At 70.4% G+C, this 23,399-nt stretch carries 21 protein-coding genes; 14 read left to right on the plus strand and 7 right to left on the minus strand.

Annotation, left to right across the window (positions count from 1 at the left end; translation table 11 throughout):
- Nucleotides 1–11: 11 nt before the first annotated feature.
- Nucleotides 12–2,051 carry a flotillin family protein gene (locus ACIQ6Y_RS01355; protein WP_404031184.1) on the minus strand — a complete coding sequence of 680 codons (2,040 nt, stop codon included), beginning with the start codon at nucleotides 2,049–2,051 and terminating at the stop codon, nucleotides 12–14.
- A gap of 624 nt (nucleotides 2,052–2,675) precedes the next feature.
- Here ACIQ6Y_RS01355 and ACIQ6Y_RS01360 point away from each other — a divergent pair.
- The gene (locus ACIQ6Y_RS01360) at nucleotides 2,676–4,634 is read left to right on the plus strand and encodes an NAD-binding protein (RefSeq protein WP_404031186.1); all 1,959 of its coding nucleotides are present in this window, start codon (nucleotides 2,676–2,678) and stop codon (nucleotides 4,632–4,634) included.
- Between the two features lie 152 nt (nucleotides 4,635–4,786).
- A complete protein-coding gene (locus ACIQ6Y_RS01365) occupies nucleotides 4,787–5,848 on the plus strand; it encodes a PucR family transcriptional regulator (RefSeq protein WP_404031189.1) in 1,062 nt (353 codons plus the stop codon).
- 437 nt (nucleotides 5,849–6,285) lie between these two features.
- On the opposite strand, the gene ACIQ6Y_RS01370 is transcribed toward ACIQ6Y_RS01365, so the two are convergent.
- Nucleotides 6,286–7,521, minus strand: coding sequence for a cation:proton antiporter (locus ACIQ6Y_RS01370; RefSeq protein ID WP_404031192.1), 1,236 nt, complete (start codon nucleotides 7,519–7,521; stop codon nucleotides 6,286–6,288).
- Between the two features lie 392 nt (nucleotides 7,522–7,913).
- Between ACIQ6Y_RS01370 and ACIQ6Y_RS01375 the strand changes: the two genes are divergently transcribed.
- From ACIQ6Y_RS01375 to ACIQ6Y_RS01410, 8 genes are all read left to right on the plus strand, one after another.
- Complete coding sequence (locus ACIQ6Y_RS01375) at nucleotides 7,914–8,219, plus strand: STAS domain-containing protein (RefSeq protein WP_404031194.1); 306 nt, start codon at nucleotides 7,914–7,916, stop codon at nucleotides 8,217–8,219.
- Between the two features lie 589 nt (nucleotides 8,220–8,808).
- A complete protein-coding gene (gene nhaA, locus ACIQ6Y_RS01380; RefSeq protein ID WP_404031197.1) occupies nucleotides 8,809–10,116 on the plus strand; it encodes a Na+/H+ antiporter NhaA in 1,308 nt (435 codons plus the stop codon).
- A complete protein-coding gene (locus tag ACIQ6Y_RS01385) occupies nucleotides 10,113–10,382 on the plus strand; it encodes a hypothetical protein (protein ID WP_404031200.1) in 270 nt (89 codons plus the stop codon). Before nhaA ends, ACIQ6Y_RS01385 begins: the two co-directional genes overlap by 4 nt.
- 45 nt (nucleotides 10,383–10,427) lie before the next feature.
- Nucleotides 10,428–10,862: a hypothetical protein gene (locus ACIQ6Y_RS01390; RefSeq protein ID WP_404031203.1), complete on the plus strand. Its 435-nt coding sequence runs from the start codon at nucleotides 10,428–10,430 to the stop codon at nucleotides 10,860–10,862.
- Between the two features lie 329 nt (nucleotides 10,863–11,191).
- Nucleotides 11,192–12,604 carry a TrkH family potassium uptake protein gene (locus ACIQ6Y_RS01395; RefSeq protein ID WP_404031205.1) on the plus strand — a complete coding sequence of 471 codons (1,413 nt, stop codon included), beginning with the start codon at nucleotides 11,192–11,194 and terminating at the stop codon, nucleotides 12,602–12,604.
- Entirely contained in the window at nucleotides 12,597–13,316 is a 720-nt protein-coding gene (locus ACIQ6Y_RS01400; protein ID WP_404031208.1) for a potassium channel family protein, read from the plus strand. The genes ACIQ6Y_RS01395 and ACIQ6Y_RS01400 overlap by 8 nt, the downstream gene beginning before the upstream one ends.
- A gap of 395 nt (nucleotides 13,317–13,711) precedes the next feature.
- Nucleotides 13,712–14,080: a hypothetical protein gene (locus tag ACIQ6Y_RS01405; RefSeq protein ID WP_404031211.1), complete on the plus strand. Its 369-nt coding sequence runs from the start codon at nucleotides 13,712–13,714 to the stop codon at nucleotides 14,078–14,080.
- A 2-nt stretch (nucleotides 14,081–14,082) separates the two neighbouring features.
- The gene (locus ACIQ6Y_RS01410; RefSeq protein ID WP_404031213.1) at nucleotides 14,083–14,736 is read left to right on the plus strand and encodes an SdpA family antimicrobial peptide system protein; all 654 of its coding nucleotides are present in this window, start codon (nucleotides 14,083–14,085) and stop codon (nucleotides 14,734–14,736) included.
- A gap of 201 nt (nucleotides 14,737–14,937) precedes the next feature.
- On the opposite strand, the gene ACIQ6Y_RS01415 is transcribed toward ACIQ6Y_RS01410, so the two are convergent.
- Nucleotides 14,938–15,903 (minus strand): pirin family protein, encoded by a 966-nt coding sequence (locus ACIQ6Y_RS01415; protein ID WP_404031216.1) that lies wholly within the window; start codon nucleotides 15,901–15,903, stop codon nucleotides 14,938–14,940.
- 112 nt (nucleotides 15,904–16,015) lie between these two features.
- On the opposite strand from ACIQ6Y_RS01415, the gene ACIQ6Y_RS01420 reads away from it, so the two are divergent.
- Together ACIQ6Y_RS01420 and ACIQ6Y_RS01425 are read left to right on the plus strand one after the other, a co-directional pair.
- Nucleotides 16,016–16,504, plus strand: a complete 489-nt coding sequence (locus ACIQ6Y_RS01420) for a MarR family winged helix-turn-helix transcriptional regulator (protein ID WP_404031219.1) — start codon at nucleotides 16,016–16,018, stop codon at nucleotides 16,502–16,504.
- Nucleotides 16,501–16,965, plus strand: a complete 465-nt coding sequence (locus ACIQ6Y_RS01425) for a MarR family transcriptional regulator (protein WP_404031221.1) — start codon at nucleotides 16,501–16,503, stop codon at nucleotides 16,963–16,965. Before ACIQ6Y_RS01420 ends, ACIQ6Y_RS01425 begins: the two co-directional genes overlap by 4 nt.
- 241 nt (nucleotides 16,966–17,206) lie before the next feature.
- On the opposite strand, the gene ACIQ6Y_RS01430 is transcribed toward ACIQ6Y_RS01425, so the two are convergent.
- On the minus strand, nucleotides 17,207–18,664 hold the full coding sequence (locus ACIQ6Y_RS01430) for a PepSY-associated TM helix domain-containing protein (RefSeq protein ID WP_404031224.1): 1,458 nt from the start codon (nucleotides 18,662–18,664) through the stop codon (nucleotides 17,207–17,209).
- Nucleotides 18,665–18,814: 150 nt separating this feature from the next.
- On the opposite strand from ACIQ6Y_RS01430, the gene ACIQ6Y_RS01435 reads away from it, so the two are divergent.
- Nucleotides 18,815–19,462, plus strand: coding sequence for a peptide deformylase (locus tag ACIQ6Y_RS01435; protein ID WP_404031226.1), 648 nt, complete (start codon nucleotides 18,815–18,817; stop codon nucleotides 19,460–19,462).
- A gap of 34 nt (nucleotides 19,463–19,496) precedes the next feature.
- On the opposite strand, the gene ACIQ6Y_RS01440 is transcribed toward ACIQ6Y_RS01435, so the two are convergent.
- Nucleotides 19,497–20,936, minus strand: coding sequence for a dihydrolipoyl dehydrogenase family protein (locus ACIQ6Y_RS01440; protein ID WP_404031229.1), 1,440 nt, complete (start codon nucleotides 20,934–20,936; stop codon nucleotides 19,497–19,499).
- Nucleotides 20,937–21,078: 142 nt separating this feature from the next.
- On the opposite strand from ACIQ6Y_RS01440, the gene trxA reads away from it, so the two are divergent.
- On the plus strand, nucleotides 21,079–21,459 hold the full coding sequence (gene trxA, locus ACIQ6Y_RS01445) for a thioredoxin (protein WP_404031231.1): 381 nt from the start codon (nucleotides 21,079–21,081) through the stop codon (nucleotides 21,457–21,459).
- Nucleotides 21,460–21,480: 21 nt separating this feature from the next.
- Here trxA and ACIQ6Y_RS01450 read toward each other — a convergent pair whose 3' ends face one another.
- Complete coding sequence (locus tag ACIQ6Y_RS01450) at nucleotides 21,481–22,524, minus strand: LacI family DNA-binding transcriptional regulator (protein WP_404031233.1); 1,044 nt, start codon at nucleotides 22,522–22,524, stop codon at nucleotides 21,481–21,483.
- Between the two features lie 129 nt (nucleotides 22,525–22,653).
- Entirely contained in the window at nucleotides 22,654–23,337 is a 684-nt protein-coding gene (locus tag ACIQ6Y_RS01455; RefSeq protein ID WP_404031236.1) for a TetR/AcrR family transcriptional regulator, read from the minus strand.
- Nucleotides 23,338–23,399: the final 62 nt, after the last annotated feature.

Genomic DNA, 23,399 nt, shown 5'->3' on the forward strand with positions numbered 1-23,399 from the left:
GGCCGGGTCGTTCAAACTTTGGCGCTGCCGTTCATCGCGGCCGGCGGGGTGTCGGCGAGGCCCAGCTCTCCCGCCCTGTCCAGCAGTTGCTGCACCTGTCCGGCGTTGCCGCCGCCACCGTTCATGAGCTTCATCAGCAGCGCGGACACGGTCAGGTTCTGCACATCGGACGTGGAGACCGAGCCGAGCATCCGGCTCAGGTCGCCGGTGAAGCTCGACGTCCCGTCCATCCAGGGCTTCGCGAGCGCCTGCGCGGTCTCGGAGTGCTGCATGAATCCGTCGACCCCCTTGCCGAGCGCGATCGCGCCGACCAGCCGGTCGAAGAAGACCGACTCCCCGCCGACGATGTTGATGTCGGCGTTCTCCAGCCCGGTGGCGAGCACAGTGGCCTGCGCCTCGGCGACCTGCCGCTGCACGTCCAGCCCCGCGAGGCGGATGTCCTTCTCCGCCTCCAGTCGCAGCCGGTACTCCTCGTGGCCGCGAGATGCCTCGTCCAGCGCGGCCATCGCGGCGGCCTTCTCGGTGAGACCGGCGGCCTCGGCCTTCAGCTTCTCGCCGATGGAAACCGCCTCCGCGAGTGCCTTGGCCCTGGCGCCCTCGGCCTCCGCCAGCATGCGCGCCTGGGTCGCCTCGGCCTCCGCGCGGCCGACCTTCTCGATCGCCTCGGCCTCCTTGTCGCGCACCTGGACGGCGGCCAGCCCCTCGGCGGCGGCCTCGGCCTGGATGCCCTCGGCGAGGCGCAGCTTGGCCTGCGCGTCGAGGTCGGCGCTCTTCAACCGGGCTTCGGCGAGGGTGAGTTCCTCGGCGGCATGGTGCACGGCGGCCTGCTCGGCGGCTTCGGCGGCCTTGATGTCCTTGACGAGCCGCTCCTGGGCCTCGGCCTCCGCGGCGATGATCACGGCCTGGCGCTGCCGCTCCGCCTCCTCCACGGCGCGGAGCTTCTTGATGGACTCCTCCTGCTCGGCGACCGTGCGGTCGACGGCGACCCGCTCGCGGACGACCTCCGCGATCTCCCGCTTCTCCGCCTCGACCTCCTTGGAGGCGGAGATCCGTGTCAGCTCGGTCTCCCGCTCCCGGGCGATCACTTCGAGGAGCCGGTCCTTCTCGATGCGCTCGTTCTCGATGGCGATGACCCGTTCCCGGTTTTTCTGCGCGACCGCCACCTCGCGGGCCTGGTTCTCTCGCTGGACGCCGAGCTGTTCCTCGGTCTTGAGGAAGGCCGACTGCGCCCGCAGCCGCTCCTCCTCCACCACCCGCGCGGTCTCGGCCTCTTCGCGCGCCCGTACCGTCTCGATCTCCCGGCGCTGCTTGATCTCCGCGTCGGCCTGTCGGCGCTCCAGCTCCAGGATCGCCTCACGGGCGTCGACGTTCTGCCGGGTGATCTCCTTCTCCTCGGTGCGCTGCGCCTCGTTGGTTCGCACGTGCTCCACGGCGGTCAGTTCGGTGATCTTGCGGATGCCCTGGGCGTCGAGGACGTTGGCCGGGTCGAGCTGGGTCATCGGCGTCTGCTCCAGGAAGTCGATCGCCGCGTCCTCCAGGTGATAGCCGTTGAGGTCGACGCCGATGACCTCGATGATGCGGTACCGCAGTTCCTCGCGCTTGGTGTACAGGTCGGTGAAGTCCAGCTGCTTGCCAACGGTCTTCAGTGCCTCGGAAAACTTCGCGTGGAACAGCTCCTGCAGCGTCCGCTGGTCGCTCGCCCGCTGGGTGCCCACGGCCTGGGCGACCTTGATGACGTCCTCGACAGTCTTGTTGACCTTGACGAAGAACGAGATGCGGATGTCCGCGCGGATGTTGTCTCTGCAGATCAGGCCTTCCTTGCCGGCCCGGGTGATCTCGATGGTCTTCACCGAGATGTCCATCACCTCGGCCTTGTGCAGCACCGGAAGCACGACCTGCCCCGTGAACGTCACGTCGACCTTGCGCATCTTGGACACAATCAGCGCCTTGCCCTGCTCCACTTTGCGGAACAGCCGCGCGACGGCGAACAGCACGGCGGCTATGACGAGAAGGCACGCGAGCACGCCGATGCCCAGGGTGCTGAGATCCATAGGAAGTCCTCGATGTCTGCGAAGAATGGGCGCCTCGAACAGGAGGCGGGTCCCGCTCGGCTGCGGGCGGATGCGTCAGCAGTGACGCGCGACAGCGGCAGGTCAGCCGCGAGGGCGCCGACTGCCGGGATCGTACGGAGTGCAGCTCGCCGCGTCGGGGCGAACGACCACTGGGGCCCGAGTGAAGATGACGGCGGGGCACTGTGAGGCGGCAGCATCCGTGTGCGCCATGTCCTCACCCCCGAGCGTGTGTCCTGGTCCCGGCGCCCGCGCACCCTTGCCGGGCCGCAGCGCCGGGACCCCTCCCCGTGTTTCTGCCGCCTCCATCTTGAACGGAGCACGTCGCGGCCCGCATTGCCGTGTTCCGGCAATCTTTACGCCGTCTTAATGCCGGACAGAGACCCAGACGGCAGCACGGACCCGCGGTGCGGAGCGAAAGCACGGGCCCGGGAGCCAAGTCGGCGGCCCTGCTCGAGGATCTGCGCCATGATCGGTTCTGGTCGCGGCGGATCACAGGCCTTCCGCCGCTGTCCGACCGATGCCGGTATCCCGGGGGGAAGGAACAGCGGTGAGCGCACTCGTCGGCTCAGACGCACATGACGGCAAGCGCGAGGTGGACGGCCGATGAGACGCCTGCCCTCGCTTCCCGACCAGGCGCGGCACCGTGCGCTGCCGAGCCACATGGTCGTGGCCGGTGACGACGCCCTGGCCGAGCGCTTGGCCGCCGAACTGCGGGAGCTCTACCGCGTGCGGGTCACCGTCGTCGTTCCGTCGCTGCCCGGCACCGGTACCACGGGTCCCGGTGCGGAGCGCTGGGCGGGCGCCGCTGCCCTGCTCGCCCGACTGCAGGCAGCGGTGATCCGGGCGTCGAGCACGGACCCTGAAGTGCGAGTCCTCCAGGCGCCCGTTCTCGACGAGCGGTCGCTCACCGAGGCCGGTGTCGCGCAGGCCGACGCCCTCGCGCTCGTCCACGAGGACGACGAGACCAACATCCGCGCCGCGCTCGCCGCTCGCCGCCTCAACCCCCGTCTGCGACTGGTCATCCGGCTCTACGACCGCAAACTGGGCCAGCACCTTGCCGACCTGCTCGACCAGGCCGCTGCCGTCGCCTCACCCGGCCTCGACCCGGCCACCCTCGACACCTCGACCACCGTGCTGTCCGACGCGGACACCGCGGCCCCCGCCCTGGTGGCCACCGCCGTGGCCGGCTCGAGCAAGATCGTCCAGGCCGACGGGTTGCTGCTGCGGGCCGCGGAACGCACCCCGCCGCAGGCAGGCGAGGCGGCCGACACCGGTCTGTGCACACTGGCCCTGCTCTCCGCCACCGCCAACGACCCGGCGGGGACGGAGGGTTCGGACGCCAGCGGCCACGACGGTCCCGTGCTGCTGCCCGACGATGACACGGTCGCCGCGGCCTCCGGGCGCGGCACGGTCGTACTGGAGACCGTCATGCACGCCGGCCCCGACCGCCCACCACGGCGCCTCGCGGGGCGCGGCCTGCCGATCGGCGCGCTCTTCTCACGCCGTCTGCGCTGGTCGCTGGGCGGCCTCGTGATGAGCGTCCTGGGGCTGGCGGTGGCGTCCTGGCTGACCACCGGCGATCATCCTCTGCACGCCGCCTACCTGACGCTCCTCGACATCTTCGCGATCGGTGATCCCGCCACCGGCGACCCCGTCCCCCGCCAGGTCCTCCAACTGCTGTCCGGCCTGACCGGACTGCTCGTCCTGCCGGTGCTGCTCGCCGCCGTACTGGAGGGACTCGTCACCTTCCGCAACGCCTCCGCGCTACGCCGTCCGCCACGCGGCCTGTCCGGCCACATCGTCCTGCTCGGCCTCGGCAAGGTCGGCACCCGCGTCCTGGCCCGGCTGCACGAACTCGGCGTCCCCGTGGTGTGCGTGGAGGAGGACCCCGAGGCACGGGGCATCCCCCTGGTGCGCCGGCTGCACGTCCCGACCGTCGTCGGCGACGTCACGCAGGAAGGCGTGCTGGAAGCGGCACGGATCCACCGCGCCCACGCGCTGCTCGCCGTGACCAGCAGCGAAACCACCAACCTCGAAGCCGCCCTGTACGCCCGCTCAGTAGCACCCGACCTTCGCGTGTCCCTACGCCTGTACGACGACGACTTCGCCACCGCCGTGTACCGCACCCTGCGCGCCGCGCACCCCAACGCCCTCACCCGCAGCCGCAGCGTGTCCACCCTCGCCGCCCCCGCCTTCGCCGGTGCCATGATGGGCCGCCGTGTCCTCGGAGCCATCCCGGTCGAACGACGCGTCCTCGTGTTCGCCGCCCTGGACGTCGCCGGCCACCCGCAGCTGGAGGGCCGCACAGTCGCCGAGGTGTTCCGCCCCGGCGCCTGGCGTGTCCTGGCCGTCGACTCCACCGCACCCGGCGAGCGCCTTCCCGACCTCGCGATGACGCCGTCGCACGAGGGCCCGGAACACTCCAGCGGCCTCCTGTGGGACCTTCACCCCGGCTACGTTCTCCACCCCCAGGACCGTGTGGTCCTCGCCGCGACCCGCCAGGGGCTGGCCGAACTTCTGGGCGCGCACCTGCACAGCAACCCGGGCACCACGGGCCCATGAGGGCCGGGCCGGAACGGCCACCCCTCACTGGCTGGGCGGAGTGGGAACGGACTGACGAGCTGGCCCGGCTCCCTCAGCCACGTCGCGATCTGCCACTCTTGTCCGGCGTGCGTCAAGAAGGCGTATGCGTCGCATCAAGACCGGAGGAACGGGTGACGGGGCGGGACGTACCCGATCGGTATCTGGAGGGGTACGCCCAGATACTGGCCGAGGTATGCGCGACGGGCCGCCGACTCAGCCGGGAGGAGTTGGACGCGCTGCGGGCCCGCGGTGAGCTCGCCGCGGAGGCGGGGTTCGGCCTGCGGGCTCTGGTACGCCGGCACATATCCGTGGCCCGGGACACCTGGCCCACACTGTCGCCTGCCTCCGGCAGTCATGTCCTCGCCGCTGTCGAGCAGGCGATCGACGCCTTCGCCGAAGGGTACGAGCGCGCGCAACTGCTCGCCGTACGCCATGAGGAAGCGGTACGCCGGGAGTTCATCGACGACCTTCTCTACGGCCGCAGCGACCTGGGCCGCCTCGCCGAGCGGGCAGAGCGGTTCGGACTGCTTCTCTCCCGCGCGCACGCCGTAGCCGTGGCCCGGGGCGGCAAGCCGGTCGAGGACGCCGACTCAGCCGCCCGGCAGGTCGAGAACGCCGTGGTCGCCCGGTTCGGCGAGCGCCGCATCCTGCTCACCACCAAGGACGGCCGGCTTGTCTGCGTCGCGCCCGGCGACCAGGACGACGTGCTGTCGTTCTTCGCCAAGCAGGCGTACGCAGCGACCGACGGCGCCCAGGTCGCCATCGGGCGCCCTCACCCGGGTGCCGGCGGAGTCGTCCACTCCTACGAAGAGGCCCTCAACGCACTCGACCTCGCCGAGCGCCTCGATCTCACCGAGCCTGTGCTGCGCGCGGCCGATCTCCTCGTCTATCCCGTCCTGACCCGCGACCGGCAGGCCATGGCGGACCTCGTGCGCAATACTCTGGGCCCGCTCAAGGACGCGCGCGGCGGTGCCCGTCCCCTGGTCGAGACGCTGACGGCGTATTTCGACTCGGGCTGCGTCGCCGCCGAGGCGGCACGGCGCCTCAACCTGAGTGTGCGGGCCTTCACGTACCGACTGGAGCGCATCCACAAGCTGACCGGCGCCGACCCCTCCGACTCCGTCCACCGGTACACCCTGCAGACAGCGGTCATCGGGGCGCGCCTGCTCGGCTGGCCCGACGACGACGTATGACCGCCTGAGGCCTGAAGACGTCTAACGGTCCGGGAATCTGGAGACACCCAGCAGGACACTTCCCGCCAGGAGCAGACAAGCTGCGGCCGCGAGGAGACCCTTCAGCGCTTCCCCTGTCGGTGTGAAGCTGAGGATCCCTGCGAAACAGGTCGTACCGCTGCCGGCCAGTACCTGGCCGAGTCCGTGAGGCAAAGGCCGCATGACGTTGGTCCGCTCCCAAGGATGAATCCATCCGGTGAGCAGCTCGACGACACCACTGACCGCAACAGCGAGACAAAGCGCGGTGAACACGCCCGCGAACGCGTACCGCATTCCACCTCCCGACAGTCGGATGTTCTCTACCAGTACAGCTCTGGCGTCATAGGACACCGACGATCGATCGGTGCCGCAGGGGAGACGGCCGCGGCTGCTGGGACCGCCTCACCTCCGCGTGGCGTTCACGATTGCTTGGTCGTCACCGCAAGGGGCTCGGACTGCGACGACCTGCCGTCCGGGATACCGGCCAGTTCGTCGACGTCGAAAGCCCGCGCGATCGGTACGTCCGTCGAGCTGTGGGCGATGATCGAGAAGGCGATGCAGACCGCGACGAGCGTGAACGCCTCCTCAGCCTGCGGAATACCGGACTGCAGGACGAGCAGGCCGTAGACGACAGAGGCGAAGCCCTTCGGCCCGAACCAGGCGGCCACCAGCTTCTCCTTGCGGGAGATGGTCGTACCGAGCAGCGAGATGAGCAGCGAGGCCGGACGGATCAGGACGATCGCCAGGACCACCGCCACATAGCCACCGAAGGAAAGGTCCCCGAAGAGCTCCGGGGTCAGCAGGGCCCCGAACACCAGCAGTGCCGCGAACTTCGCCAGCTCCGCCAGCGCCTCCCCCAGCGGCTCGAACGACTCCTTCGCCTCCCTCGATACATGAGCCAGTACCGCACCGGCCGAGAACGCGGCCAGGTAGGGGTTGGCGTGCGTCAGGTGGCAGGCGGCGTACAGGATGATCCCGGTGGCCAGCGGCAGCAGCGGCTGCAGCTTCGGCTCCGCACCCAGCAGCCGGAACCGTACGAGGCCGTTCACCAGCAGGGGAAGGACGACACCGAAGACCAATCCGAGCAGCAGTTCCACTGCGATAAGGCCCGCCGAGGCCTCCGCGCTGTCCGCGGTCGGGCCGGCAGCGGCGATCAGCATCAGCACGACGGGCAGCGCCAGACCGTCGTTGACGCCGCTCTCCACGTTCAGCAACTGCCGCAGCTTCGCCGGCACTTCTGCTCGCCCCACGATCGCCGACGCGAACACCGGGTCGGTCGGCGCGAGCACCGCTCCGACCAGGAAGGACGTCGTCCAGTCCAACCCCACCAGGTAGTGGGTGATGAGTGCCATGAAGACGAACGCGAGCGGCATACCTAGGCCCAGCGCGCGTGCCGGGTTCCGCCAGTTGGCGCGCAGCTTCGGCAAGGACACGTGCATGCCGTCGGTGAACAGCACCGCGAACAGGGCCAGGTCGGCGGTGACGGACACGATCTCGCTGTCCGGTGTGATGTGGATCAGGCCGAGGAAGCCGTCGCTGACGAGCGCGCCGCCGACCAGGAAGAGAAAGGACGTCGACAAGACGGTGCGTGCCGCCAGGCCGGACAGGAGCACTGCCACCAGCAGCGCGACGCCGAACACCACCACAAGCACCATGACGGGCCCCGATCGGAAGAGAGAGTTGTCCTCACATCGCCGACCAGGCTTCCCGGCACACCAGGGGGAACCTTATCGGCTCTTGACGCGTCTTTGACAGATCGCTGACGGGCACCACGAGGGCTCGAAGGTTGCCGCAGTCCGGCAATACAAGCTTCGTGACAGCCACGTTCGGCTCAGCAGGCCGCGGCGTCAGAGCCCAAGGCGACCTAGGCTGGTACGTAGGTGCGCCGGGAAGACTGGTCGGCAAACTGCCGCCCTGTGCCCTGGAGTCCCTGATGCACGACTCGCCTCGTTCCGGAAGGCCCCGTGGGCACGACTGGTGGAAGCCGAGCATCCGCCGGTGGAACCCGTTCAGGCACCACGCACCTGCGTCTGCCACGGACCATGTCGTGGTCCGGTTGTCCGGTGAGATCACGGCCGCCAACGCCGAGCGCATCGGCAGGCGGCTGGTGGAAGCGGCGCGACCAGGACCGGCGGTCCTCGAAGTCGACCTGCGGAACGTGACACGTCTGAACACCGCCGGCGGCACGGCGTTCTTCATGGCGTGGCGCGCGGCGCGGGCCGGCGGTACGTCGGTGAGCGTCACACATGTGCGACGCCAGCCCCTCGGCACTCTGCGTCGGCTGGGATTGGCGCGAGCGCTCGGCGTGTACGAGGGGGCCGGCCCTCGGGGCAGACCCCGCAGCGAGCTGTAGCCATGCCGGCGGACGAGAAGCGGCCGGCAGGTACCCATCTATCCGCGATCTCGACTGATGCCGTGGCCATGGTTCCGCCGCGTACGCGGTGATGACCTGGCCGGTGATTCCGTGCGTGTGGAGGAAGCAGTCGTCGAGAATCCTGGCTAGGTCGTCCAGAGCGATGCGCAGGATCGCGCCCTAGAGGCGCACGTCCGCGTGCGTAGCCGCCTCAGCCTGATCGATCAGCGTCACGCATGATCGAGCTGCGGCGGGGATGCGGTGTCGTAGACATTCCTTCCTGGACTTCGTCAAGCCGTGACGCCGGACTCGACACCGAGGCCCGACACCGACAAGGAGCCGGTGAAGACAACCGTCTGACCGTCCCCCGGCGGCCGGCTCCCGAGAGGGCCTGTCTCCACCTCGCGCCTTTGTGGAGGCAGATCCTCTCCCCCTATCCCAGCACGTGAGAGGCGCCCTGGCAGGCCCCCCGGCCACCCGATAGGGTGTAAAGAACGCGTCAAAGTGACGCTGGTGTGCCGGGAAGTCTGGTCGGCGTCCGAGGGGCCCGTGTGCCCGTTTCCGCCGACAGCCCCGGAGGCTCGCCACCATGACGTCCCCCCGCCGACGCAATGTCTTCCTGGGCCTTCTCCCCTGGCCCGAGCGCAAGGTGATCACCGAGGCCCTGCGCACCGAGACCGTCGGCGGCCTCGTCCTCCTCGCCGCGGCGCTCGTGGCCCTGGTCTGGGCGAACAGCCCCTGGCACACGGCGTACGAGCAGATACGCGACTTCCACTTCGGCATACCCGCCCTGGGACTGGACCTGTCGGTGGAGCACTGGACCGCGGACGGCCTCCTGGCCGTCTTCTTCCTCGTGGCCGGCATGGAACTCAAGCGCGAACTCGTCCTCGGCGAGCTGCGCACTCCGGCCACGGCGGCGCTGCCGGCGATCGCCGCGCTCTGCGGCATGGCCGTCCCCGCCGCCCTCTACGTGCTCGTGGCCTCGACCGGCGGTGGCAGTCTCGACGGCTGGGCCGTGCCGATGGCCACGGACATCGCCTTCGCGCTCGCCGTGCTCGCCGTCATCAACACCCATCTCCCGGCATCCCTGCGGGCGTTCCTGCTCACCCTCGCGGTCGTGGACGACCTCGGCGCGATCCTCATCATCGCGATCTTCTTCACTTCCGACCTCAACCCGTGGGCTCTGGCAGGGGCGTTCGCCGGACTCGCCGTCTTCTACCTGCTCCAGCGCCTTCGGGTACGGGGCTGGTGGTGGTACGTGCCGCTCGGCGTCGCGATCTGGGCGCTGATGTACAACGGGGGCGTGCATGCCACGGTCGCCGGAGTCGCGATGGGCCTCATCCTGCGTACGACTCCCGATGAAGGAGAAGAAGACTCCCCCGCGGCGCGCGTCTCACACCGGGTGCACCCGTTCTCCGCAGGCGTCGCCGTCCCTCTCTTCGCGCTCTTCGCCGCCGGGGTGAGCGTGTCCGGCACAGCCCTGGAGCACGTCTTCACGGACCCGGAACCTCTGGCTGTGTTCATCGGCCTGGTCGCCGGCAAGATCCTCGGAGTCTTCTGCGGCACCTACCTGGCAGCCCGGTTCACACGCGCGAGGTTGAATGCCGAACTCGCCTGGGCCGACGTGTTCGGCCTGGCAGTCCTCGCCGGTATCGGCTTCACCGTCGCCCTGCTGCTGGGCGAACTCTCCTTCACCGACCACGCACAGACAGAACACGTCAAGGCCGCCGTGCTGGTGGGTTCGCTGACCGCGGCAGCCCTCGCCGCCCTCTTCCTGCGCCGGCGCAACCGCCTCTATCGGCGCCTGTGTGCGGAGGAGGACCGCGATGACAACGCCGACGGCATCCCGGACATCTATCAGGTGGACATCCTGCCGAGCACCGACACCACCCGATGACCATGCAGGACATGGGCCCCGCAGTCCTCGCCGTCAGCATCGTGCTCGCGCTTCTGGTCATCCGTACGGCAGTGCACGAACTCAAAGCTCCAGGCGCCGGCCGCCGCGAGTGGGCGTTTCTCCGTGATACACGAGCACTGACAGCCGGCCTGGCGACAGCGGGTCTGTTCGTCGCCCTCGGCTGGACGCTGTCCGGACCTGGCAGCCTGCCCTGGGCAGTACTCGCCGGCCTCCTCGTCGCGCGGACCGAACACATCGAAAGGTGAGGATCCGCTCTCCCAGCGCACCGCTACAAGGACGTCTCCTGGGCGATGTTTGCAGCCGTCGTGATGGGCATGATGTCCGGCTCCGGTCTCGTGTACATGATCCGTGGGTGGCCGCTCTTCGACACCGAACCCGCGCCGAGCCTCGCGACCAGGTTCATCGCAGGATTCATGTTCGCCGTCTGGTTCTTCGCATGCGTCGCGGCTTTCCTGGCACGAGCAGCGCAGGGGTTGGAGATGTGGGCGAGCCGCTGTGCGGACATCGCCGATCACACCAGCGTGAAGATCCTTGCCCATCTCCGGGCGGGCATGGCCCGGGCCTTGGCGGCTGCCTCGTCGGCAGCGGCAACGCTGGCCACCCTCGTGGCCGCCTTCTACGGATGGGGGCAGTTCGGGGCAACCATCCAGGAGCGGGCCCACCTCGCCCGCGTCAATGCCGGCTCCAACGCCGCGAGGGCGCGCGTCGCTACGGGCAAGGGCTGACCGCCAGGCGGCCTGCCAGCACGGTCGTAGACGGGGCCACAAAATCGTCCGACCACCTTCACCTGCGCCGTTCATCCTGGGCGGCAGACCTGCGCGCAAGAATGCATGGACGCCGAAGCGGGCGGGACGACGCGCCTGACGAGCGGAAGGCGATGACGCGACTCTTCCAGCGCGCCGTGTCCTGCCGTGCTCGCCACCGTGCCGCCGGGCAGGTGGCAGGGGGCTTCCCATTTCGGACGTTCCGTTAGGGTGTGCCGTCGAGATCTTGGTGCGGACCTGTCGGACCCTTGACGATGTCTTGCCGTGACGAGAGGTGGAGGAGTCGGCGGGTGACCGGACGTGCGGCAGCGCCAGCGACAAGGGCAACACGCACGCACGGAGCCGCGCGGAGATGGCAGTCGCTGTTCACGGCACACCCCGCCCGTACGGTCGTGAACGGCTTCGCCGCCGTGATCCTGCTCGGCACCGTCCTGCTCATGCTGCCGGTGGCGAGCGAAGACGGCTCGTCCACCGGCCTGGTGACAGCGCTGTTCACGTCCACCTCGGCCGTCTGTGTGACCGGTCTGGTGGTGGTCGACACCGGCACGTACTGGAGCGGCTTCGGCGAGGGTGTGATCATGGCCCTCTTCCAGGTCGGTGGCTTCGGCATCATGACCATGGCCTCGCTGCTGGGGCTGCTGATCTCGGGCAAGCTCCGGCTGCGGATGCAGCTGACCGCGCAGGCCGAGACGAAGAGCCTGGGCATCGGAGACGTCCGCAAGGTGCTGCTCGGCGTGGCCGGCTGCACGCTCGTGGTGGAGCTGGTGGTGGGCTCGGTCCTCGCGCTGCGGTTGCGCTTGGGCTATGGGGAATCCGTTTGGGACGCCATGTATCTCGGGTTCTTCCACTCCGTCTCCGCGTTCAACAACGCCGGGTTCGGCCTGCACGTCGACAACCTCACCAAGTACGCCCGGGATCCCTGGGTCACCCTGCCGATCGCCGTCGCCGTCGTCCTCGGCGGCATCGGCTTCCCCGTGCTGCTGGAGTTGCTGCGGCACAACCGGCGCCGGAGGCTCACAGGGCGGCGCGGCTGGTCGCTGCACCTTCGCCTCACGGTGTTCACCACCGCAGTCCTGCTCACCGTCGGCACCGTGCTGACCTGTGCGCTGGAGTGGGGCAACGACGGCACGCTGGGCCCCTTCGACTGGCAAAGGAAGATCCTCGCCGGGTTCTTCCACTCCGCCATGACCCGCACCGCAGGGTTCAACAGCGTCGACATCGGCGCGATGACCGACGCCACCCTGCTGGTGACCTGCATGCTGATGTTCATCGGCGGCGGCAGCGCCGGCACGGCCGGTGGCATCAAGGTGTCCACATTCGCCGTGCTGGGCGCGGCCATGCTCGCCGAGGTGCGCGGCGAGCCGCACTCGGGGGTGATGGGCCGCAAGCTCGCACCGCATGTACTGCGTCAGGCCCTGACCGTCGCCCTCGCCGGGGTCGGACTCGTGATGTCCGCGACGCTCGCCCTGCTGGTAGTGGCCGACAAGCCGTTCGAGCAGGTGCTCTTCGAGGCGGTGTCCGCCTTCGGCACAGTCGGTCTGTCCACCGGCATCACCGGCGACCTCCCCACCAGCGGGCAGCTGATCGTCATCCTGCTCATGTTCGTCGGCCGGCTCGGACCCGTCACCCTTGTCTCCGCACTGGCGCTGCGTGAACGCACCCGCCGCTACCAGCTACCTGAGGAGCGACCCGTCATTGGTTGACTACCTGCGCAACCTGCGCCGCCGCCGCGCCAAGCAACTCGCCGTCCAACCCAGCCCGGACGCCGACCAACGCGTCGCCGTCATCGGCCTGGGCCGCTTCGGCAGCTCCCTGGCCCACGAGCTGATGCGCCGCGGCTGGGACGTCCTGGGCGTCGACACCGACCCGCAGATCGTCCAGAAGATGAGTGACGACATCACCCACGCCGCCGTCGCCGACTGCACCGACACCGAGGCACTACGGCAGCTCGGCGTGCACGAGTTCACCAGCGCGGTGGTCGGCATCGGCAGCGACATCGAGGCGTCCATCCTCATCGCCACCAACCTGCTGGAGGCAGAGGTGCCCAACATCTGGGCCAAGGCCACCAGCCGCCAGCACGGCCAGATCCTGGAGCGCCTCGGCGTCCACCACGTCGTCCTGCCCGAACACGAAATGGGTGAGCGCGTCGCCCACCTGGTCACCGGGCGGATGCTGGATTTCATCGAGTTCGACGACGACTACGCCCTGATCAAGACCGTCGCCCCCGGCATCGCCACCGGCATCCCGCTGGGCGAGAGCCAGGTCCGCAGCAAGTACGGCGTCACGGTCGTCGGCATCAAACGGTCCGGTGAGGGTTTCACGTACGCCACCGCCGAGACCGTCATCGCCACGGGAGACGTCATCATCGTCACCGGCAAGACCCAGGCCGTGGAGTCCTTCGCCGCACTCGACTGAGCGGGCGCGCCGCGACCGCAGCCGCATGTGGCACGACGGTAGGGCCGATTCCCACTGGTGTGCATATGTCGCTCGCATGCCAACTTGTAGACCTCGGCAACCACCGGAGGGCCACCCTGCCGTTTCCTGCCAGTGCTCAGCATGTGCGGCAAGGCGGCCCTGCCAGGCGTGGCGGAAAGATCGGGGCACACGCTTTCCACCTTCGCCGTCACCGCGCCGTGGCGCCTCTGACGTCCCGGCCCGGTGGAAACCTCCCGTCATCAAAGCTGCCTGAGCGGAAACCTCGCCGACGACGTCGTGGTCGATCTCACGACAGCGCAGGCGCGTCGACGCTCGACCACAACGCGGGGGGCCGGCCGAGCAACAGACGGACATTCGAGCGAAAGGTACGCAACGTGAAGAGAGCCCTTCTGGTCTCCTTAGCTGCAGGCTCGCTCCTGATCGGTGGCGTCGTCACGGCGGCCCAAGCGGCTGACGAGCCCGCCGGCTCGACAGTGAAGGCATCGGCGCCGGTGGACGTGGCCGATGCCCGCACCGATGGCAAGGCACTGTTCACTGGCCTCTACTTCGGCCAGGGAACAGTCGGCAAGAAACTGCTGGCGAGTGACGCCTTCATCGGCGACCGCACCGGACAGCTGAAGAAGAACGGCACGCCCGAGGCCCGCCAGGCGATCAAGGAGCTGACGGCCGCGATCGACGAGGCTGCTGGAAGGACGAATGGGGTACGCCGAGCCAGAAGGACTGGAAAGAGCGACTACCGCTGACAGTGGAGCAGCCGAGCGGCAGCGTCGGCTTCTCCAGGCGCTGGGTGATGCTGGCCGCCATGACGTGGTTGCTGCCCGCGCTGTACGTGATTCAGACACATCTGCCCGGCAACACGCTCACCTTCCCCGGGCAGGACACCGTGGCGACCACGGTCAACCGGCTGGCGCCCCAGGGCTGGAGCTTCTTCACCAAATCGCCCCGGGACAGCGAACTGCAACCCTACGTTCTTCGTGACGGCGCCTGGAGAGACCAGCTGATGGCCCCGCACAGTGCTCCGCACAACGCCTTCGGGCTGAACCGCCGTTCGCGTTCCCAGGGCATCGAGATGGCACTGCTGCTCGCACAGGCTGACGGACTGCGATGGACGAAATGTGACCGCGACTTGGCAGCTTGCCTGGACCGGGCGGCTGAGCCGGGCACGATCGCCAACCCGGTCCCCGAACCGACCCTGTGCGGACGGGTCGCACTCGTGGAGCAGAAGCCGGTGCCCTTCGCCTGGCGCGACCTCATGGACGCGAATCACACCCCCGACCGCCTCACCGTCCCCCTCGCGGCCAACCACTCACGAGGCTCGCGTTCCGCTGGCCGCCGCCGGACCTGGAAGCACATGGGTACGACCACGAAGCCGAGAACGAAGAGATCCGAGCCAACCTGACGGAGAGTCAGGAAAGTGAGCAAAGGGTTAGCAAGTGTCCTGCCACACCTGCCCACAGACGGCCGCATCGTGGAATGCACAGGGCGTACGCATCAGTTCTGCGGCCGCCCGTCCGTCGCCTCGCACGCGACTCCGTGGCGGCGGACAGCAGTCAACAGCATGCTGTCCGCCCATCAATGAGCAGTCGCTCATTTCCGCAGGTCAGCGGACCCTTCCGCGCGCCTTCAGTGGCGTCACCGGGAGTTCCGGGGCAGGCAGCGGAGCACCGTCGTAGCCCTTGACCTCGCCGAACCGCGTCCCTTCCATCCAGTCCCGCCGCGCCTGCTCGATCTCCTCCTGGGACCGTCCGATCCAGTTCCAGAACATGATGAGCTCCTCCTCGAACGGCTCCCCGCCCAGCAGCATCAGCCCCGCGTCCGACTCGGCGCGCAAGGGGAGTTCGGTGCGGCCGCAGCCGAGGTAGAGCATGGAGCCGGGGAGGACGGGGACGCCGTCGACGTGGGCCTCGCCGGACATGGACAGGACGGCGTACTCGAAGTCGGGGTCGAGGGGGACGCGGACGTCGGCGCCGTGGGTGAGGGCGAGGTCGGCGCCGACCAGCGGGGTGTATGTCGTGCCCGGTGAGGCGGCGCCGTCGAGGGCGCCGAGGATCAGGGTCGCCTTCAGGCCCGGCGCCGTCACCACCGGCAGGTCGGCGTGGTGCTCGAAGCGCGGGTCGGTGTGGCGGTGGCTGTCGGGGAGGGCGACCCAGAGCTGGGCGCCGTGCAGGAAGCGGGCGTGCTCCCGGGGGCTCTCCTCCGAGTGGCTGATCGCCCGGCCGGAGGTCATCAGGCCCAGCTCGCGCGGGCGGATGGTCTGGAGGCTGCCGGTGGAGTCGCGGTGCAGCACCTCGCCCTCGTGCAGCCAACTCACCGTCTGCAGGCCCATGTGGGGGTGCGGGGGCACCTGCATGCCGGGCTCGTCGGCGATGTCGTCGGGGCCGTAGTGGTCGACGAAGCACCAGGCGCCGACCATGCGGCGGCCCAGGTTCGGCAGCAGTCGGCGGACCTCGCTCGACTCGCCGAGCTTGACCTTGCGCGGGCTGAGGAGTTCGCGTACGGGCTCCGCCACCACGAAACCGCGGCCTCCGCACACGGCGGGAACCGCCTCGCGGTCGAGATTGCTCATGACCAACAACCTAGCCCCGCGCACACCCTTTCGTCAGGGCGACGGCCGGGGATCACCCGGCTCTCGAAAGAAATAGTAGCCATGGACATAGTAGCCATGTACTGTATTCGCCATGAGCAAGGGTTCCGAGGGCGCGACGCCCGGCTTCCTGGTCTGGCGGCTGTCGATGAAGTGGCGGACGGCCGTGGACCGCGCGGTGGCCCCGCTGGGGCTCACCCACGCGCAGTACTCCCTGGTGGCCTCGCTGCACGGCATGCACCGCACCGGTGAACGCCCCAGCCAGCGACGGCTCGCCGACCACACCGGACTCGAACCGCTGTACGTGTCCAAGCTGGCGCGCTCCCTGGAGAGCGCCGGGCTCGTCACCCGCGAGCGCGATCCGCGGGACCCGCGCGCGGTCCAGCTCGCGCTCACCGAGCAGGGGCGCGAGACGACCCGGCGGGCCATCGAGGTCGTGCACGCGCTGCTGGAGCAGTTGCTGGCACCGTTGGGCGGGCTCGACAGCGAGCGCACCCACGGCCTCGCCCGCGACCTCGCGGCCCTGCTCGACGCACCGCTTGATCCCTCCCACGAGAACGAGAACAGGCAGGAGCAGTCATGACCACCACCGCAGCCCCCTCCCCCGCCGTCACCCCGCGCAGCCTCGCGCTCGCCCACTACGCCGCCCGCGCCGTACTGGAGCGCGTCCTGGCCCGGTACGGCACCACCTTCCAGCAGGCGGTCACGCTCAGGCTGCTGGCCGTCGCGGAGGGGCCCGTCACCCGTGACGCCGTCGTCGCCGACGCGGTCGCGGCCCTGAAGGTGCCGGAGTCGGAGATCGAGGCCACCCTCGGCGAACTGATCGACCGTGGCCTGGCCGGCCAGGACGGGTCCGCGCTGCGGATCACGGACGCCGGGCGCGAGCTGTACGCCACCACCAGCGCGGAGACCGCACCGATCTCGGCCCGGATCTACGCCGGCATACCGCCGGAGGACCTCGCCGCCGCCGGCCGCGTCCTGGCCCAGATCGCCGAGCGCGCCAACGCCGAACTCGCCGCGCTGGAGGCCGCCGAGCAGCACTGAGGAGTCCCCGGTCATCACGCACTGAGGAGCCCCCGGCAATCACGAAGGGCCCGGCATCCCCCCGGATGCCGGGCCCTCGCGGTCCCCGTGCGTGCGGCCCTAGGGCCTGTCTTCCGGATCATGCCGGCGTCGCGGGGCCTGGCACGCACTCCCCCACTGCCTCAAGGGCGTGGGGGGACCCCGCTCGACCCCGCCAGGAGGCGGAAGCGCCTCACAGCCCGCCTGATCCGGAAGACAGGCCCTAGTTCACCCCGGCCGCCGCGTCCCTGCCGTACTCCCGGCCGCCCCGCCGGTACGCGATCTCCCCCAGGATCACGTCGACGACGATGAACGCGGCCAGCGGGATGCCGAACAGCGGCAGGAAGTACCCGAGTACGGCGACCGCCGCCAGCAGCGGCACCAGGATCTGCGGGGGCACCTGCGCCCAGGCGCCGCGCGGGATCGGCCGGCCGAAGGCGGAGCCGCGGCCGCGCTGCCACCACATGCGGTAGCCGAGCACGATCATCGCGACCAGGGCGAGCATGAGCGCCATCAGCAGTATCTGGTTGGCGAGGCCGAACAGGGTGCCGGTGTGGAAGTCGATGCCCCAGCGGGTCAGCTTCGCGAGGAGCGGATAGTCGTCGAACCGTACGACGTCGACGACCAGGCCGGTGCCCGGGTCGACCGCCACCGCGTCCTGCTTCTCGGGCCAGCTGCGCTGCACCTGCTTGACGACGTACGCGGAGGACGCGTCGGCCGGCGGGACGATCTCCACCGGGTCGCCGAGCCCCTCGGCACGGGCGGCGGCCAGCACCTTGTCCAGGCCGACACCGTCGGCGGAGGCCCCGCCGGACGCCGACCCGGCCGCCGCTCCCCCGTGCTCGGCGTGGCCGCCTCCTCCGCCGCCCCCGGCACTCCCGGCGCCGCCGACGGTCGTCGACACCGAGGGCGTGGCGTGGCCGACCCCGGTGCGCAGTTCGTCGATCGACTCGCCCGCGTACGTCGACCAGGTCAGACCGGTCGCGGACAGGAAGAAGAGACCGGCCGCGGCCCATACGCCGACAGTGCCGTGCAGGCCGAGCGTACGGCGGCGGCCGCTGCTGCCGCGCAGCTTGCGCCGGGCACGCGCGCGGGAGAACCACAGCACCAGTCCGCCGCCGGTGATCACCCACAGCCAGCTCGCGGACAACTCGCTGTACAGGCGGCCGTTCTCACCGAGCTTCAGATCGCGGTGGAACTCGTCGATCCAGGTCCGCAGCGGCAGCGCCCCGCTCGCCCCGTACTGCTCCAGCGAGCCGCGCACCTTCGCGGTGTACGGGTCGACGAACACGGCGAGCGTGTGGCCCTCGCCGACGCCCGGGACCCCGGACAGCAGCACGCGCGTGCTGGCGTCGTCCTCGGGGGACGGCCGTACGGCGGTGACGTCGCCCTCGGGATGCGCCGCGCGGGCCGCCGCCACCTGCCGCGCGATCGGCAGCTTGGTGTCACCGACCGGGACGGTCATCTCGTCGGCGTAGATGATCTTCTCGGCCTGGAACGAGCCGGCGTACAGGAATCCGGTGAGCGCGGAGACGAGCAGGAAGGGGGCGACGAGCAGGCCTGCGTAGAAGTGCAGGCGCAGCACGAGGGGCCGCAGGGGCCGCCAGGGGCCCGGTCGGGCGGCGGCCGGGGTCGCGGGCTGGGGTGCCTCGTCCGTCTCGGGCGAGGGAGCGGTGGTCATCGGTGGGTCTCTCCATGGCTGGATAACGGTCTCGGTCAGCCGTTGCGGTCCATGAGTCGGGAGAGACGGGCACCGAGTTCCCGCGCGGCGAAGTGGCCTGCGTCACACGGGCGGTGATGGGTGTCGGACGCGGCGTGGCATCCTGGCTCGATGGCAACCCCCAGCGCACAGGCCCCCCTTGCCGAACAGGTCGAGCAACTCCTCGCCGCCGGCGGCCCCTTGACGATCGTCGCCGCCGGTGACCCGGTGCTGCGACAGGGCACCGAGCCGTACGACGGTCAGCTGGAGCCCGCTCTGCTGGCCCGGTTCGTGGTGGCGCTGCGGGAGACCATGCGCGCGGCGCCCGGTGTGGGGCTCGCGGCGCCGCAGGTGGGTGTGCCGCTGCGGATCGCCGTGATCGAGGACCCGGCGCCGGTGCCGGAGGAGGTGCGCCTCGCGCGCGGGCGGGTGCCGCAGCCGTTCCGGGTGCTGGTGAACCCGTCGTACAGCCCGGTCGGCACCGCGCGGGCCGCGTTCTTCGAGGGATGTCTGAGCGTGCCGGGCTGGCAGGCCGTGGTGGCCCGTCCCGCCATGGTGCGGCTGACCGGGCAGGACGAGCACGGCCGGGCGCTGGACGAGGTGTTCACCGGCTGGCCCGCGCGGATCGTGCAGCACGAGACGGACCACCTCGACGGCACGCTCTACCTGGACCGGGCCGAGCCGCGCTCGCTGTCCTCGGCGCAGGCGATGGCGGAGCGCTGGAACCAGCCGACGCCCGCGACCGCGGCACGGGCGCTCGGCTTCGACCTGCCCGAGTGAAGAACTGCCGGAGTGAACTCCCTGACAGGACAGGTCAGTTGTCCCGGTACGCCTCCAGCAGCCGCAGCCACACCTCGCTGAGTGTCGGGTACGACGGGACGGCGTGCCAGAGCCTGCTGACCGGCACCTGTCCGGCGACCGCGATCGTCGCGGAGTGGATGAGCTCGCCGACGCCGGGTCCGACGAAGGTGACGCCGCGCAGGATCTCCTCCTCCAGGTCCACGACCATGCGGGCGCGGCCGCGGTAGCCGTCGGCGTACAGGCCCGCGCCCGCCACCGAGGAGAACTCGACGTCGACGGCCCGCACCCGGTGGCCGGCCTGTTCCGCCTCGGCCAGCGAGAGGCCCACGGCGGCGGCCTCGGGGTCGGTGAAGACGACCTGGGGGACGGCGGCGTGGTCGGCGCTGGCCGCATGCGCGCTCCAGGGCTCCTGCGTCTCCAGGTCGGCCGTCTCGCCGGTGGCGCGCGCGGCGATGGCGGCACCGGCGATACGGGCCTGGTACTTGCCCTGGTGGGTGAGCAGGGCGCGCTGGTTGACGTCGCCGACGGCGTAGAGCCAGTCGGTGCCGGTCACCCGGAGGCTGTCGTCGACCGGCAGCCAGGAGCCGGGTTCCAGGCCGACGGCGTCCAGGCCGATGTCGTCGGTGCGCGGGGCGCGCCCGGTGGCGAAGAGAATCTCGTCGGCTTCCAGACGTTCGCCGGAGTCGGTCGTGACGATCACGGTGCCGTTCTCGCGGACCACGGACCGCACGGAGGTGCCGGTACGGACGTCGGCCCCGGCTTCCGTGAGCGCCTCGGCGACCAGTTCCCCGGCGAACGGCTCCATGCGGCCCAGCAGGCCCTTGCCGCGCACGAGGAGGGTGACCCGGGAGCCGAGGGCCTGCCAGGCGGTCGCCATCTCGGTCGCGACGACGCCGCCGCCCACGACGATCAGCCGGGCGGGCGCCGCCTTCGCGCTGGTCGCCTCGCGGCTGGTCCAGGGGCGTACGTCGACGAGGCCGGGCAGGTCGGGGAGCTGGGCGCGGGTGCCGGTGCACACGGCGACGGCGTAGTGGGCGGTGAGGGTGCGGCGGGTGCCGTCGGAGGCGGTGACCTCCACGGTGCGCGGCGCGGTGAGGCGGCCGTGGCCGCGGTACAGGTCGGCGCCGATGCTCTCGATCCAGCCGACCTGCCCGTCGTCCTTCCAGTGCGAGGTGTACTCGTCGCGGCGGGCCAGGACGGCGGGCGCGTCGAGGGGGCCCTGCACGGCCCGGCTCAAGCCTGGCAGGCGGCGGGCGTCGGCGTGGGCGATGACCGGGCGCAGCAGCGCCTTGCTGGGCATGCACGCCCAGTACGAGCACTCGCCGCCGACGAGCTCGCTCTCCACGACCGCGGTGGACAGGCCGGCCGCGCGGGTGCGGTCGGCGACGTTCTCCCCCACGGGCCCGGCTCCGAGCACCACGACGTCGTACGCGTTGGAATCCGTTTCCGTCATGGGGTCAGTCTTACGGGTGGTGTGCGGCGTGGCCACACGGGTACGCGCGCGGTTGCGTGACTGTGCGCGCACGGAATACCCGCCCGTCCCTCCGCGTTGGTCCGGACGGCTCACCCCGACACCAGGAAGAGGGATTCACGCCATGAGCAGCACTGTCGAGCTCACCAAGGAGAACTTCGACCAGACGGTCACCGAGAACGACTTCGTTCTCATCGACTTCTGGGCAGCCTGGTGCGGGCCGTGCCGGCAGTTCGCGCCCGTCTACGAGAAGGCCGCGCAGGACAACCCGGACCTGGTGTTCGGCAAGATCGACACCGAGGCGCAGCCGGAGCTGGCCGCGGCCTTCGGTATCCAGTCGATCCCGACGCTGATGATCGTCCGGGACCAGGTGGCGGTGTTCGCCCAGCCGGGCGCGCTGCCGGAGGCCGCGCTGACCGATGTGATCGGGCAAGCGCGGAAGCTGGACATGGACGAGGTGCGCAAGGCGGTGGCCGCGCAGCAGGCCGGGTCCCAGGGCAAGTGACCGTCGAGGACGAGTGACCCCTCAGCTGGAGTCGCGGTGGATCACCGTGGCTCCCAGCACCTTGTGGGTCTCGGGCGCGGCGGCGGGGTTGCGCACGGCGCGGTCGACGAGTTCGGCGAGGTCGCGCACGGACGGCAGCTCGATGTGCACGGTGCTGAGCCGTGGCCGCAGCAGCCGTCCGAGCATCAGGTCGTCCGCGCCGATCAGGGCCGTGTCCTCGGGGACGCGGACGCCCTCGTCCTGGAGGGCGCGCATCAGCAGCATGGCGTACTCGTCGTTGTAGGCGAACACCGCGTCCAGGCCCAGGTCGGGCCAGCGGGCGGCGAGACGGGCCGCGGACTCCTCCTCGTAGGCGAGGGGCAGTTCGCGCACACTGGCCGGGGTGCCGTGCAGGGCGCGGTGGACCCCGGCGAGCCGGGGCGCGGAGAAGGCGTCGAGGCCAGGTTCGGCCGGGACGACGACGCCGATACGGCGGCGGCCTCGGGTGTACAGATGGGCGGCGGCGGCGCGGCCGACCTCCTCGTGGTCCATGAGCAGGGCGTGGGCGCCCTCGACCGAGGCGGGCCCGATGGTGACGACGGCGCGTGCGCCGGAGCGCTTGAGCACGGCCACGCCCTGGGGGCTCAGGCCGGAGCCGGGGACCAGGACGGCGACGGGGCGCAGTTCGGCCCAGGCGCGGGCGGCCTCGTCGCCGTTCAGGCCGACGGTGCCGTACTGCACGACGGTGTAGTCCAGGCGGCCGAGGGCCCACTGGAGATCGTTGAGGAACTGGCTGTAGAGCGGGCCGGTGGGGACGGCGGGGGCGGGCATCAGGACGGTGCGGCTGTGTCCGGCGCGCAGGCTGCGGGCCGCGGCGTGCGGGACGTAGCCCAGCTCCTTGGCGGCGGCGTGCACCCGGCGGCGGGTGGGTTCGCTGATGCGGACGGCGCTGGTGTTGTTCAGGACGTAGGACACCGTCGCGCGCGAGACTCCGGCCAGACGGGCCACGTCGGCGCTCGTGGGCACGGCGGACGGTGCGGGCGGCGAGGGCGACGAAGGCGTTGACTGCTTGGGTATCTGCACCATGACACAGGCATCTTGGCAGAGCCGGGATGCGGGGTTCCGGGCGGGACCGGGTCTTTCACGGTTCTACGAACGTGCCGCGCGTAGAAGTGAACTCGCCGTGCCCTGTGGGGAGTTGGGCGGTTTCTGGGGTCAGCGGGGCGGTTCGGTCCCCGTGGTCCGGGCGACCAGGTCCGTCCAGCCGGCCTCCAGCCGGCTCATGGGCATCGCACACTGCCTGATCAGGTGGTGGATCAGCACGGGGTTGAGGTAGCCCATCAGGGTGTGCGCGAGCAGCTCGGTGTCCGCCTGGGGCAGCTGCTGGCGCAGCAGCATGGCCACATGGGCGTGCAGCGCCCGCCGGGGTGGTGCGGCGAAGCGGCGTTCGGTGTTCGGCTCGGCCGCGATCTGCAGGTCCAGCTGCTCGACCGTGCGGCGCAGCACGGCGTGGCCGAACGCCCGCAGCCGCTCCACGGGCGGCGCGCCGGGGCCGAGCGGGGGCGGGCCGCTGATGAAGGCGGCCTGGAACTGACGCTCGGAGTGGTCCAGCAGCGCCGTGAGCAGACCGGTGCGGTCGCGGAACCGGCGGAAGACCGTCCCCTTGCCCACCTGGGCCGCCGCTGCCACGGCCTCCATGGTGACGCCCGCAGCGCCGTGCTCGGCGATCAGCCGGGCGGCCGCGTCCAGCAGCTTGGCCCGGTTGCGGGCGGCGTCGGCACGCAGGCAGGGCTCGTCCTCGGGGGTTCCGAGCTGGAGCAGTTCGACACCCGGTTCCGGCTCTTGCGAAGGCGGCTGAAGCAGCGGGAGGTCGGTGGACATGAAGACAGCGTAAACCATCGGGAATGAAACTGGACCGCGGTCCGGTTAACTGATACACAGAAGAGGACCGCGGTCCGGAT

This window comes from Streptomyces sp. NPDC096205 (assembly GCF_044763135.1).
In the GTDB taxonomy this organism is placed as follows: domain Bacteria; phylum Actinomycetota; class Actinomycetes; order Streptomycetales; family Streptomycetaceae; genus Streptomyces.